The organism is Azonexus hydrophilus, assembly GCF_001956855.1.
Taxonomy (GTDB): domain Bacteria; phylum Pseudomonadota; class Gammaproteobacteria; order Burkholderiales; family Rhodocyclaceae; genus Azonexus; species Azonexus hydrophilus_A.
This window is the reverse complement of sequence record NZ_MTHD01000003.1, coordinates 528,665-540,646: the sequence shown is the minus strand read 5'-3', so window position 1 is coordinate 540,646 and position 11,982 is coordinate 528,665. Positions and strand designations below refer to the sequence as shown.

The following is an 11,982-nucleotide window of genomic DNA, read 5'->3' as shown; positions in this document are numbered from 1 at the left end:
CTATCGGTTGTCCAAACTTTTAAAGAACATCGCCGCGCCGTCTTAAACATCAATTCGTCTGCAGCAGAGAAGCGAGATTATGTAACACTTCCTCACTTCCGTCAAGCTTTTCAGTAAAAAATTTTCTGCCGAACCGCCTCACTACTTCCTCCCTCACGCCGCCGAAAACCCCGGCACCGCAAGGAAGGTGCGCATTCTACCCATCACAAAAATTCCGTCAATACCTTTTTGAAAATTATTTCAGATCACCGTAAAAAACATCCAGAACTTCCAGCTCGCGCACCCCCACCGGACTCATGAAACGGATACTGTCGCCTTCACGTGCCTTGAGCAGCGCACGCGCCAAAGGCGAGATCCAGCTGATGCGTCCGACTGAGGCATCAGCCTCGTCGATCCCGACTATTGTGTACACATGCTCACTGCCATCGGGATCGCCAATGGTGACGGTGGCACCAAAGAACACCTGATCGTTGTCTCCCTGGCGCAGCGGATCGACGATTTCAGCGATATCCAGGCGCTTGGTCAGGAAACGGATGCGCCGGTCGATCTCGCGCAAACGTCGCTTGCCATATATATAGTCGCCGTTTTCCGAACGATCCCCATTGGAAGCCGCCCAAGCAACGATTTCGACAACATGGGGACGCTCGCGCTTGACCAGGTGTTCGAGCTCTTCTTTCAGCCGGGCATGGCCGGCCGGCGTGATGTAGTTCGGCGTACCGTGAGGAATGCCCTGGGCCGGCTGCAGTTCCTCATCATCATCACCATCGCTTTCGCGGACGAAAGCCTTGTTCATCAATAACCGATACTGTATTGCTCGACATCGACGCGAATCAGGTCGCGCCCGAGAATGGATGCCGTATTTTTGGCAAACTGCTCTGCCCAAGCTGGCTGGTCGCGGAAACGCCCTTCACCGGCATATCTGGCCACACTGAGAATGCGGTCTACCGCGAGAATTTTCCCGGTCGGGGTAGCCACATCACACTCCAGTGCGGTGAATTCACGGTCGAACCACTGCCGGGCTTCATCCGGCGCGCCGCCGCCTACCAGTTTGTATTCGAATTCTGCGTCCTTTCCGAACGACACTATTATGTGGTGCTGCATTATGTTCTCCTCCTGTTCATGGTTCGGTTATTCTAAGCAAAACCATAGATGCTGTCAGGAGCTTCGCCATGTCCCTTCGCCCACTGACCGACGCGGAAATCAGCGACATTCGCCTTCAGTTGAACGAATTGCAGGTGGAGCACCGTGACCTCGACCAGGTCATCCTGCATCTGATCGAGAACCCGCCACCAGACGAGTTGCTGATCCGGCGCCTGAAAAAGCGCAAGCTGGCACTCAAGGATCGCATCCTGTTGCTTGAGCAGATGCTCATCCCCGACATTCCCGCCTGACCGTCCTTATTGACCGTGCATTTCCCCGACGACGCCTTTGGCGACCCATTCGACGTACACGCCTTGCCCCTGCCACGCCCGGCCACCGGTTACGCCGTCCAGATGCTGGATACCGATACATTGCTCGACCGGCACCGGGGCACCTTCCTGCCAGTACGGGAAAGTACACTCGACGCCCTGTTCAGCGACTTCGCCGAAGCCCGCAATGCCGCTGCCACATGGACGCGCAAACACTGCGCGCAACCCGACGAACACCGCTTGGCCATTGTCCCTGCCAGTTTCGACCCGGTGCTCAAGCGGCATGTGCTGATTTATGGCGTGTTGTGCGGTCAACCTTGATCAAACCCTGTTTCCTGGAGAGAAACCATGAGCCTGTTCAAACGCCATCCGCTCGGACGCAGCGAACTCAACATTCCTGAAATCTGCCTGGGCACGATGACCTTCGGTGAACAGACCGACGAAGCCGATGCGCACGCCCAACTCGATTACGCACTCGAACACGGCATCAACTTCATCGACACAGCGGAAATGTACGCAGTGCCAACCCGCGTCGAGACATACGGCGCTTCCGAGGCCATCGTTGGGCGCTGGCTGCAGCGACAGTCGCGCGACAAGATCATTCTGGCAACCAAGGTTGCCGGACCGGCGCGCAGCCTTGAATGGATCCGCGGCGGCCCACTGAGCATGGACCGCGCCAACATCCACGCCGCCGTCGACGGTTCGCTGCAGCGTCTGCAGACCGACTATATCGACATCTACCAGTTGCACTGGCCGGAACGCAACCAGCCGATGTTCGGGCAATGGCAATTCGACCCAGAAAAGGAGCGCGCGTGCACCAGTATCCGTGAGCAACTGGAAACACTCGGCGAACTCGTGCGCGAGGGCAAGGTGCGTCATGTCGCGCTGTCCAACGAACACCCCTGGGGGATCAGCCAGTTCACCCGACTGGCCGACGAACTCGGCCTGCCACGCATCGTCTCCACCCAGAATGCCTACAACCTGCTGAACCGCACCTATGAGTACGGCCTGGCCGAAACCTGCCACCGCGAACAGGTCGGCCTGCTCGCCTACTCGCCGCTGGCCTTCGGCCATCTCAGCGGCAAATACCTGACCGACAGCGCAGCGCCCGGTCGCCTGACCCGCTGGCCCTTCTTCGGCCAGCGCTATGCCAAACCAAACGTGACTGCGGCCGTCCAGGCCTACGCCGACCTGGCGCGCAACCATGCCCTGACGCCAACGCAACTGGCACTGGGCTTCGTCCGCTCGCGCTGGTTCGTCGCCAGCACCATCATCGGCGCCTCGTCGCTGAGCCAGTTGAAGGAAACCCTGCCGGCCACGCTGACACCCATGCACGCCGAGTTGCTCGAAGCAATCGACGCCATTCATCTGCGCTATACCAACCCGGCACCATGAAGCAATCGCTGTATCTGCGGCTGGCACAAGCGCTGGCCGCGACCGGAATCGACCAGAAAATCACGTTGACCGCAGCAATTGCCGCGGACTGGCAAACCGGCAAACTCGACTGGCAGGACAGCACGCCGGTTGAACTCGTCTGCGGCACGCCACCGAAGCCGGAACTGGTCGGACACCGGCAGGTCCCCTACGGCCATGCCGGGTCGCCGGAAGGTCGCGCCAGATTGCTGCACGCCATCGTCCATATCGAATTCACCGCAATCAACCTGGCGCTCGACCACGCGGCCCGCTTCCGCGGCCTGGCGCAAACCTATTACGCGGACTGGATCGGCGTGGCCGCCGAGGAAGCATTGCATTTTCAGTTGTTGCGCGAACGCCTGCAATCACTCGGCCACGACTACGGCGACTTCCCCGCCCACGGCAGCCTGTGGGAAATGGCCGAGAAAACGGCACACGACCCGCTCGCCCGCATGGCACTGGTACCGCGCCTGCTCGAAGCACGCGGGCTGGACGCGACGCCACCGATCCAGCAACGTCTCGAAGCCGCCGGCGACCACGCCAGCGCCCGGGTACTGGACATCATCCTGCGCGACGAAATCGGCCATGTCGGGCTTGGTGATCGCTGGTTCAGGGAATTCTGCGGTCAACGCGGCATTGAACCGGAAAACACGTATCGCGAGCTGTTGACCGCATATCAGGCACCACGCCCACAGGCGCCAATGAACGAATCCGCGCGCCTGCAAGCCGGCTTCAGTGCCGCCGAACTGGCGGTCTTCGCGAAAAAAATGTAGAATAATCAGTTCAATGCGTTGATGCATCGCCCGCAGTAACTCCGAGCAGCCCCCGGTTTTTCAGGTTCTTGTGCAGGATTCACCCCATTGATTTCTTCCCCGGCATGGCTGCGTCGGGGTCACCCAGGCTGCCCGACCATCGGGCCAATCCGTCGCTGCTTAAAACAAATGCAAGTGCGACGAGGAAAGGAAACAGCATCATGACGACATCCGTCGACAGCTTCGCCGACCTCGGCTTGAGCGAATCGCTCCTCAAGACCCTCAGCGAAATCGGTTACGAAACCCCCTCCCCCATCCAGGCCCAGTGCATCCCCGTGCTGCTCGACGGCCGCGACATGATCGGCATGGCGCAGACCGGCACCGGCAAGACCGCGGCCTTTGCGCTGCCGCTGATGGAACAGATCGACATCAAGGTCGCCAAGCCGCAGGCACTGATCCTGACGCCAACCCGCGAACTGGCCATCCAGGTCGCCGAAGCACTGCAAACCTACGCCAAGAACCTGCCCGGTTTCCACGTGCTGCCGATCTACGGCGGCCAGAGCTACACCATTCAACTCAAGCAACTGTCGCGCGGCGCCCACGTCATCGTCGGCACCCCAGGCCGTGTCATGGACCACCTCGAGCGCAAGACGCTCAACCTCGACAACCTGAAAACCATGGTTCTCGACGAAGCTGACGAAATGCTGCGCATGGGCTTCATCGACGACGTCGAATGGATTCTCGAGCGCACGCCGGCCCAGCACCAAACCGCGCTGTTCTCGGCCACGATGCCGGAACAGATCCGCCGCGTCGCCCAGAAGTATCTGGTCGATCCGTGTGAAATCAAGATCAAGTCGGCCACCGCCACCGTCGCCGCCATCCGCCAGGTTTACTGGCAGGTTTCCGGCATGCACAAGCTGGATGCCCTGACCCGCATCCTCGAAGTCGAGGAAGAATTCGACGCCGCGATCATTTTTGTCCGCACCAAGACCGCCACCGTCGAACTGGCCGACAAGCTCAACGCCCGCGGTTATGCTGCTGCGGCGCTGAATGGCGACCTCAACCAGCAGATGCGCGAACGTGTCATCGAACAGCTGAAATCCGGTGCGCTGGACATCGTCATCGCTACCGACGTCGCCGCCCGCGGCATCGACGTGCCGCGCGTCAGTCACGTCATCAACTACGACATTCCGTACGACACCGAAGCCTATGTACACCGCATCGGTCGTACCGGCCGCGCCGGCCGCACCGGCAACGCCATTCTCTTCGTCGCCCCGCGTGAAATCCGCATGCTGCGGACCATCGAGCGGGCGACCCGCTCGCCGATCGCACCGTTGACGCTGCCGAGCCGCGCCGATGTCACCAACAAGCGCGTCGCCGGCTTCAAGGAAAAGGTTGCCGAAGTCCTCAATGCCGAAGGCCTCGATTTCTTCGCCAACATCGTTTCGCAGATCGCTGAAGAACAGAACGTCAGCCCCGAGGAAGTCGCTGCCGCACTGGCCATGATGGCCCAGGAAAACAAGCCGCTGCAAATCGTAGGCGAAGATCCGGCACCGGCGCGCAGCTTCGACCGCGATGACCGCCGCCCGGCAGCCTTTGCCGACCGCGAGCCGCGCAAGCCGCGCTTCGAGGAACGAGGCGAACGTAGCGAACGCCCCCGTTTCGAAGACCGTCCGCGCCGCGAAGACCGTCCGGCCCGTCCGGCCCCCGCCGGCGACATGGTGCGCTATCGTATCGACGTGGGTCGTGACCACGGCGTGGAAGTTCGCGACATCGTCGGCGCCATCGCCAACGAAGCCGGCATCGAAAGCCGCTTCATCGGCCGCATCGGCCTCTACGACGAATCGAGCACCGTCGAACTGCCGGCTGGCATGCCCGCCGAAGCCTCGAACGCCCTGAAGCGCACCCGCATCCGCGGCGTGCCGATCAACTTGCGCCAGGATGAAGGCCGCCCGGCCAACAGCTTCGGCGGCGAACGCAAGCCAAGCGGCGGCGAACGCAAATTCGACGGCGACCGCAGCAAGTTCAAGAAGAAGAGTTTCGGCGACCGCTGAAAGCTCTACGCTCTCCCCAAAAAAACCACGGCACAGTCCGTGGTTTTTTTCTGGGCAAAAAGCAAGGCACGCCACGCATCAGAACAAGAATCGACATGGCATGCCGCGGTTGACAGATACACAACAAACAAGAATAATTCGCATTCATTAGCCAGCCAGCCGCATTTCCGGTGAGCCAGCCAGTTTCCCTGAAACGACTGGAGTGCCCCATGGAAAACGCCGACATGCCCCTCGAACTCCGACTGGCGGCCGTCATTCACCTGCTGTCCTCCTCCGCCCTGCGCGGCGCCACGTTCAACAAGACCGAGGCGCTGCGCGCACATCTGCGCGGAGTCAGCGAAATCGACGGCATCAATCCCTTTCTCAAGAGCACCTTGCAGGAAGTCCTCGGCGGCTGGGAGGCCGTGCAGTGCCATCCAGCGTCGATTCCTGTCGATTTCTACCCGTTGACCGCACTGGGTTGCCAAACCCACTGACCATATAAAGAGAGAGAGTTTCATGTCCCGTTATACCGGCCCCCGCCTGAAAGTCCTGCGCGCCCTCGGCATTGACCTGCCCGGCCTGTCGCGCAAATCCATGCAGGAGCGCAACCAGCCTCCCGGCCAGCATGGCGCCCGCAAGGTCAATGGCCGCAAGTCGGAATTCGGCCAGCAGTTGATGGAAAAACAGAAACTGCGCTACAACTATGGCCTGACCGAGCGCCAGTTGCGCCGCGCCGTTGCCGATGCCAAGAAGGACCGTGGCGCCACCGGCAACAAACTGGTCGAGTTGCTCGAACGCCGTCTCGACAACATGGTGTTCCGCGCCGGCTTTGCGCCGACCATCCCGGCCGCCCGCCAACTGGTCAGCCACGGCCACTTCCAGCTCAACGGCAAGCGCGTCACGATTCCGTCGATCCGCCTGCGCATCGGCGACGCCTTCGGCCCGACCGAAGCCGGCCGGAAAATCGACCTGGTCCGCGCCACGCTGGAAGAACCGGCACTGGAACGCCCGCAATGGATCAGTCTCGATCACGAAACCCAGACGGCCCGCCTGACCCATCTGCCGGACGGCGATGCCGCCCCCTTCCCGCTCGACCTGCAACGCGTCGTCGAGTATTACGCCACCCGCATGTAAGCCTGCTTCCGGAGCACACCATGGACAACAGCAACCGCACGCTGCGCACCCCCTTCCTGCATGCCAACGGCCCGCGCAGCACCCTGCGCCTGAACCGGGAAAAGCCGGCCAGCGAAGCGCAGGTCACGAACAGCATCTCCAGCCTGACGCTGTTCGGCAACAGCAACGAAATCTCCATCCAGCATTGCGGCAGCGACTATCGCCTGCGCATTACGCGCCAGGACAAGCTGATCCTGACCAAGTAAGCAGTTCGCACTACCAGCACCGAGCAACAGGAGCAGGTCGCTGACCCCGCCTGCTCCACCGGAGGGCGCCGAACACACGCCGGCGCCCTCCACCCGGAAACGACATTTGAGTAAATAATAGTAATTCTTGTTTGACTTTGTTCTAATTCGCGATATATTGAGAACAGTTCTCAATCAATGAGGTGCCACATGAACAGTCTGCTGATCAATACCGCCATCGCCGGGCTGCTGCTCTGGCTGCTGATCGCCGCAACCTCTGCCTGAAGGAGCGCACGATGCCACCTTGCGAATTATGGGCTGCAACATTGAGCTTGCTGCTGATCCACGAAGAAACCGGCTGCCGTCAATCGGCACTGAACGCGGTACGCCTTCTCGACCATCTCTGCGACCTGGAGATCGATGACGACACCCGCCGGCTGTGCGAGCGCGCCAGCCAGCGTCTTGGCACCACGGAGGCCCGCCATGCTTGCACCGCTTGAAAACCGCGCCCTGCTTGAACGCGAACCGGATGATGCAGCCAACGAGCGCATTGCCGAACTGGAAAACAAGAACGCTGCACTCCAGCATGCGCTGCGCCAGGCCCGCGCCAGCCAGAAGCGCATGGCGACGCTGAACAGCAGTCGCAGCATCGAACAAGCCAACCGGATCGCGGCACTGGAAACGCGTTGCGAGAATTTTCGCGCACGCATTGTCGAACTTGAATCCGGTCAGGCCATCATCGAACTGGGGCGCCAGTTGATGGCGCTGAAAGATGCCAACGAACACCTGATCGTCGCCGCCCAGCGCGTCTGGCATCTCGACAAGACCATATGCGCCGCCCATCGCGAGTGCGAACGCCTCGCGCGCGAACGCGACAATCTCGCACTGCGCCTGACCTGCCAGGCCGCCGAACTGATCAACTGAGTTTTCTCACCCTCGCTTCGAGCAAGCCAGCCAGCTGCCAGCCAGCTTTTTTTTCCCTGCACACGCCCGACATCGAGAAGGCGTGTTTTTTATATATAAAACATAAACATAGCAGCAAGCCCCGGGGAAAATTAAGGCAGATCAAATTGCGAACGATTATCAATCGATAGAATTGATAGTGTTCCTAATCCGGCAAGCCAGCTAGACGCCAGCCAGCCTCACCACCTGGAGTCATTCATGGACCTGCCTCGCCTCACCCCGCTTGCCCTGGCGTTGATGTTTGCCTTTTCTGCGGTCAACGCCGAAGAAACGACACTTTCCGCCGTCAACGTCACTGCCAAGGGCTATGCCTCGGCCGATCTCGAAACGCCAATTTCCACCGCCACCCTTGATGCCGACGAAATCGCCCGGCGCGGTGCTGCCAATGTCGGCGATGCGCTGCGCGGCGAGCCCGGCATCGCCATCTCGAACGACAGCGCGCAGGGCCAGAACCCGGTGATCCGCGGTCTCGGCAAGGAAAGCACGGTGCTGCTGGTCGATGGCATGCGCTTCAATTCGGCGCAGCCGGCCGGCGCCGTCGCATCGTTCATGACGCTCGGCCTGGCCGAGCGCGTCGAAGTGGTCAAGGGCGGCGCCTCGGTGCTCTACGGCACCGGCGCACTCGGCGGCGCGATCAACGTGCTCATGCCGCAGGCAAAATTCACCCCGGGCATCGGCCTCAAGGCCGGCGCCAGCTACGACAGCGCCAGCGAAGGCTGGCGCGGTACGGCGGTGGTCAACGCCAGCCAGGGCGACCATGCGCTGATGCTCGGCGCCTCGCTGGCCCGCATCGACGATTACGACTCGCCGAAGGGCAAGGTGGACCGTACCGGCTACGATTCCGATGCCTTCATCGGCCAGTACCGTTTCCGTATCGACAGCCAGCAGCAAGTTCGCGTCTCGGCGCAGCATCATCAGGACGAGGACGTCTGGTATCCGGGTTCGACGCGCGCCCACGCCAGCCCGCTGGTCGGCAGCACCACCGTGCATTCGCCGAAGCAGGAACGCCGCCTTTACGAACTCGGCTACAACCGCACGGGCGATGGCGCCGCGCCAGTGAACTTTGACCTGCGCGTCTACCGCCAGGAAATGGAACGCTACATCTACAGCCATGCCAACAACCTCCGCCGCGACATCGTCACCAACCAGGTCACTTTCCGCACCGACGGTATCGACGCCAAGGCCGACTGGCTGGCGCATCCGCAGCACCTGCTGTCGTTCGGCATCAATGCCTGGAAGATGACCGGCAATCCGGATCGCTACATGGCCACCGGCGCACCGTTCACCACGCTGAGCGCGAACAACCCGTTCCAGGATGCCGAAATCCGCGCGCTCGGCGCCTACCTGCAGGACGACATGCGCTTCGGCAAGCTCAACCTGCTCGCCGGCTTGCGCTACGACAGCGTCGACGGCGACGCTGCCAGCATGAACAACGGCGTCCGCAGCAGCGGCCTCGACAACAAGGAGAGCGCTTTCTCCGGCAGTCTCGGCGCGGTTTATGAAGTAGCGCCGCTGCTGCGTCCCTACGCCAGCGTCGCCCGCGCCTTCCGTGCGCCGGGCATGCGCGAACGCTACGAATCCGGGCTGCGCGGCGACGGCTATTTCTACGCCGGCAGCCCGGAAGTCGAATCGGAAAAGGCCGACCAGTTGGAAATCGGCCTCAAGGGGGCAAATGCTGCGGTCAACTACCAGATTTCGGCGTTTTACAACCGCATCGACAACTACATCACCGGCCAGATCCTGACCGGTGCCACCGCCACCGCCGCCTGCGGCGCGGCCAACGCGGGCAATTGCAAGAAGACGGTCAATCTCGGCAGCGCGACGATCAAGGGCTTCGAAGCGAAAGTCGCCTGGCAGGTCGCTGGCGGCCACTGGCTGAACGCCGGCTACTCGCGCATCCGCGGCGACAACGACGACCTCGACGAGCCGCTGTTCCAGATGCCGGCCGATGAAATCTCGCTCGGCTGGCTGGGCAGCGTGCTGCCCGGCGTCAAGGCCGACTTCACGCTGCGCCTGGTCGACGAGCAGGACCGCGTCGCCACGCAATTCACCCGCGGCACGGAAAACCGCACGGCCGGCTTCGTCACCGCCGACCTTGGCGCGACCTGGCAGTTCGCCAAGAACCAGAGCCTGCGCTTTGCCGTCAAGAACCTGGCCGACAAGACCTACCATGAGCACCTGACCGAAGGCGTTTCCGGCAACGAGATCAAGGCCCCGGGCCGCAGCATCCAGCTCGCCTGGCGCGGGAGCTTCTGATGCGCCGCCGGTTCGCCGCCCTGTTGACGGTGCTTGCGCTGGCCACGCCGGCCTTGGCGGCGGGCCGGCTGCCTTCACTGGTGCTGGCCGGTCCGCCGGCCTCGGTGTCGACGCCGCTGATCCACATGATCGACAGCGGCGCCTTGAAGGATCTCGCCGACAAGATCGAGTTCCGCGTCTGGAAGGACCCCGACCAGCTGCGCGTGCTCGCCCTCGGCGGCCAGGCCGATTTCGTCGCGATGCCGAGCAACGTCGCTGCCAACCTCTACAACCGCGGCGTCAAGCTGCGCCTGCTCAACATCTCGACCTGGGGCGTGCTGTGGATGGTGTCGCGCGACGGCCAGGCAAAGACGCTGGCCGATTTCCGCGGCAAGGAAATCGCCATGCCCTTCCGCGCCGACATGCCCGATATTGTCTTTGCACTGCTCGCCGAAAAGCAGGGGCTGAATGCGAAGAAGGATTTCAAGCTGCGCTACGTCGCCTCGCCGCTCGATGCGATGCAGTTGCTGGTCACCCGCCGCGTTGACCACGCGCTACTCGCCGAGCCGGCGGTGTCGATGGTGCTGCGCAAGACGAAATCCTTCCCGGTCAGCCTGATCGCCCCGGATCTGTACCGCAGCGTCGACCTGCAAAAGGAATGGGGCCGGCTGTACCAGCGCGAGGCGCGCATCCCGCAAGCCGGCATCGCCGCCATCGGGCGTGCTGCGGTCGACCGCGAATTGCAGGCAAAAATCATGGCCGCCTACGAACGTTCGCTGAACTGGTGCCAGAAGAACGCGCTGGCCTGCGGCGAAATGGTCGCCAGACGGATCGACCTGCTCAGCCCGGAAGCCGTCGCCGATTCGCTGGCGGTCAGCCAGATGCGCCACGTGCCGATCGCCGCCGCGCGCCCGGAGCTGCAGTTCTTCCTCGAACGCCTGCACGGCGAGAACCCGGCGCTGGTTGGCGGCAAATTGCCCGACGACGCCTTCTACGGACCATGACGCGAAACCTGCGGCAACAGGCTAGCGACGCGCTGACGGCGAGCGGCCACTACCTGTGGAGCGGCTGGGGTTCGCTGGCCAGCCTGGGCATTTTTCTCGCTATTTGGGAGTTGACCGCACAACAGCTCGGTCCGCTGATCCTGCCGACGCCGATCGAAGCACTGACAACGCTGCGCGGCCTGTTCGAAAGTGGCGCCGCCTGGCCGGAAATCGCCATCACCGCGCGCCGGGCGCTGGCCGGCTTCGGCCTGTCGGTGGTTATCGGCAGCCTGCTCGGGCTGGCCGCCGGCGTCTCGATGACCGCTTCGATGATGGCCCGGCCGATCATCACCGTGCTCGTCGGCATGCCGCCGATCGCCTGGCTGATCCTGGCCCTGCTGTGGTTCGGCGCTGGCGACGGGACGCCTATCTTCACCGTCTTCATCGCCTGCTTCCCGATCATCTTCGTCGGCGCCATGCAGGGCACACGCACGCTCGACGGTCAGCTGAAGGAAGTCGCCCGGATGTTCGGGCTGTCGACCTGGATGAAGCTGACCGACGTCTATCTGCCGCACGTCGTTTCCTATCTCTTCCCGGCGTGGATCTCGGCGCTCGGCATGTCGTGGAAGATCGTCGTCATGGCCGAGCTGCTGTCCACCGAGGACGGCATCGGCGCCGCGCTGGCGGTCTCACGCAGCCACCTCGACACGGCCGCGTCGATGGCCTGGATCGTCGCGCTGGTTGGCACGCTGCTGGCGATCGAGTACCTGCTGCTCGAACCGCTCAAGCGCCGCGTCGAATCCTGGCGGGAGTTCGCATCATCAAGCAACTGA

Annotated in this window: 15 protein-coding genes; 13 read left to right on the top strand and 2 right to left on the bottom strand. The window is 62.4% G+C overall.

The window, feature by feature from the left end; genetic code table 11:
- Positions 1-235 precede the first annotated feature (235 nt).
- Both greB and BJN45_RS11290 read right to left on the bottom strand, forming a co-directional pair.
- The gene (greB, locus tag BJN45_RS11295) at positions 236-793 is read right to left on the bottom strand and encodes a transcription elongation factor GreB (RefSeq protein WP_076095206.1); all 558 of its coding nucleotides are present in this window, start codon (positions 791-793) and stop codon (positions 236-238) included.
- Positions 793-1,101 (bottom strand): hypothetical protein, encoded by a 309-nt coding sequence (locus BJN45_RS11290; RefSeq protein ID WP_076095205.1) that lies wholly within the window; start codon positions 1,099-1,101, stop codon positions 793-795. The genes greB and BJN45_RS11290 overlap by 1 nt, the downstream gene beginning before the upstream one ends.
- Before the next feature lie 68 nt (positions 1,102-1,169).
- Between BJN45_RS11290 and BJN45_RS11285 the strand changes: the two genes are divergently transcribed.
- The 13 genes from BJN45_RS11285 to BJN45_RS11230 all read left to right on the top strand — a co-directional run bounded on the left by BJN45_RS11285 (position 1,170) and on the right by BJN45_RS11230 (position 11,982).
- Positions 1,170-1,391, top strand: coding sequence for a YdcH family protein (locus BJN45_RS11285; protein ID WP_076095203.1), 222 nt, complete (start codon positions 1,170-1,172; stop codon positions 1,389-1,391).
- A gap of 15 nt (positions 1,392-1,406) precedes the next feature.
- The gene (locus BJN45_RS11280; RefSeq protein ID WP_139326340.1) at positions 1,407-1,730 is read left to right on the top strand and encodes a hypothetical protein; all 324 of its coding nucleotides are present in this window, start codon (positions 1,407-1,409) and stop codon (positions 1,728-1,730) included.
- A 27-nt stretch (positions 1,731-1,757) separates the two neighbouring features.
- Positions 1,758-2,804: an aldo/keto reductase gene (locus BJN45_RS11275; RefSeq protein WP_076095199.1), complete on the top strand. Its 1,047-nt coding sequence runs from the start codon at positions 1,758-1,760 to the stop codon at positions 2,802-2,804.
- Positions 2,801-3,595 carry a ferritin-like domain-containing protein gene (locus tag BJN45_RS11270; RefSeq protein ID WP_076095197.1) on the top strand — a complete coding sequence of 265 codons (795 nt, stop codon included), beginning with the start codon at positions 2,801-2,803 and terminating at the stop codon, positions 3,593-3,595. The genes BJN45_RS11275 and BJN45_RS11270 overlap by 4 nt, the downstream gene beginning before the upstream one ends.
- Before the next feature lie 200 nt (positions 3,596-3,795).
- Complete coding sequence (locus tag BJN45_RS11265; protein ID WP_076095195.1) at positions 3,796-5,628, top strand: DEAD/DEAH box helicase; 1,833 nt, start codon at positions 3,796-3,798, stop codon at positions 5,626-5,628.
- 209 nt (positions 5,629-5,837) lie between these two features.
- A complete protein-coding gene (locus BJN45_RS11260; RefSeq protein ID WP_240494552.1) occupies positions 5,838-6,104 on the top strand; it encodes a hypothetical protein in 267 nt (88 codons plus the stop codon).
- 22 nt (positions 6,105-6,126) lie between these two features.
- Complete coding sequence (rpsD, locus tag BJN45_RS11255; RefSeq protein WP_076095193.1) at positions 6,127-6,744, top strand: 30S ribosomal protein S4; 618 nt, start codon at positions 6,127-6,129, stop codon at positions 6,742-6,744.
- 20 nt (positions 6,745-6,764) lie between these two features.
- Positions 6,765-6,989, top strand: a complete 225-nt coding sequence (locus tag BJN45_RS11250; protein ID WP_083651221.1) for a hemin uptake protein HemP — start codon at positions 6,765-6,767, stop codon at positions 6,987-6,989.
- Between the two features lie 275 nt (positions 6,990-7,264).
- Complete coding sequence (locus BJN45_RS17655; RefSeq protein ID WP_139326339.1) at positions 7,265-7,468, top strand: hypothetical protein; 204 nt, start codon at positions 7,265-7,267, stop codon at positions 7,466-7,468.
- Positions 7,452-7,892 carry a hypothetical protein gene (locus BJN45_RS11245; protein ID WP_076095191.1) on the top strand — a complete coding sequence of 147 codons (441 nt, stop codon included), beginning with the start codon at positions 7,452-7,454 and terminating at the stop codon, positions 7,890-7,892. The genes BJN45_RS17655 and BJN45_RS11245 overlap by 17 nt, the downstream gene beginning before the upstream one ends.
- 237 nt (positions 7,893-8,129) lie before the next feature.
- A complete protein-coding gene (locus BJN45_RS11240; protein ID WP_083651219.1) occupies positions 8,130-10,187 on the top strand; it encodes a TonB-dependent receptor in 2,058 nt (685 codons plus the stop codon).
- Positions 10,187-11,170, top strand: coding sequence for an ABC transporter substrate-binding protein (locus BJN45_RS11235; protein WP_076095190.1), 984 nt, complete (start codon positions 10,187-10,189; stop codon positions 11,168-11,170). Before BJN45_RS11240 ends, BJN45_RS11235 begins: the two co-directional genes overlap by 1 nt.
- A complete protein-coding gene (locus BJN45_RS11230) occupies positions 11,167-11,982 on the top strand; it encodes an ABC transporter permease (protein ID WP_076095188.1) in 816 nt (271 codons plus the stop codon). Before BJN45_RS11235 ends, BJN45_RS11230 begins: the two co-directional genes overlap by 4 nt.

Coding starts and splice junctions, on each gene's coding strand:
- greB (WP_076095206.1), bottom strand. CDS start 793: ATGAACAAGGCTTTCGTCCGCGAAAGCGATGGTGATGATGATGAGGAA.
- BJN45_RS11290 (WP_076095205.1), bottom strand. CDS start 1,101: ATGCAGCACCACATAATAGTGTCGTTCGGAAAGGACGCAGAATTCGAA.
- BJN45_RS11285 (WP_076095203.1), top strand. CDS start 1,170: ATGTCCCTTCGCCCACTGACCGACGCGGAAATCAGCGACATTCGCCTT.
- BJN45_RS11275 (WP_076095199.1), top strand. CDS start 1,758: ATGAGCCTGTTCAAACGCCATCCGCTCGGACGCAGCGAACTCAACATT.
- BJN45_RS11270 (WP_076095197.1), top strand. CDS start 2,801: ATGAAGCAATCGCTGTATCTGCGGCTGGCACAAGCGCTGGCCGCGACC.
- BJN45_RS11265 (WP_076095195.1), top strand. CDS start 3,796: ATGACGACATCCGTCGACAGCTTCGCCGACCTCGGCTTGAGCGAATCG.
- BJN45_RS11260 (WP_240494552.1), top strand. CDS start 5,838: ATGGAAAACGCCGACATGCCCCTCGAACTCCGACTGGCGGCCGTCATT.
- rpsD (WP_076095193.1), top strand. CDS start 6,127: ATGTCCCGTTATACCGGCCCCCGCCTGAAAGTCCTGCGCGCCCTCGGC.
- BJN45_RS11250 (WP_083651221.1), top strand. CDS start 6,765: ATGGACAACAGCAACCGCACGCTGCGCACCCCCTTCCTGCATGCCAAC.
- BJN45_RS17655 (WP_139326339.1), top strand. CDS start 7,265: ATGCCACCTTGCGAATTATGGGCTGCAACATTGAGCTTGCTGCTGATC.
- BJN45_RS11245 (WP_076095191.1), top strand. CDS start 7,452: ATGCTTGCACCGCTTGAAAACCGCGCCCTGCTTGAACGCGAACCGGAT.
- BJN45_RS11240 (WP_083651219.1), top strand. CDS start 8,130: ATGGACCTGCCTCGCCTCACCCCGCTTGCCCTGGCGTTGATGTTTGCC.
- BJN45_RS11235 (WP_076095190.1), top strand. CDS start 10,187: ATGCGCCGCCGGTTCGCCGCCCTGTTGACGGTGCTTGCGCTGGCCACG.
- BJN45_RS11230 (WP_076095188.1), top strand. CDS start 11,167: ATGACGCGAAACCTGCGGCAACAGGCTAGCGACGCGCTGACGGCGAGC.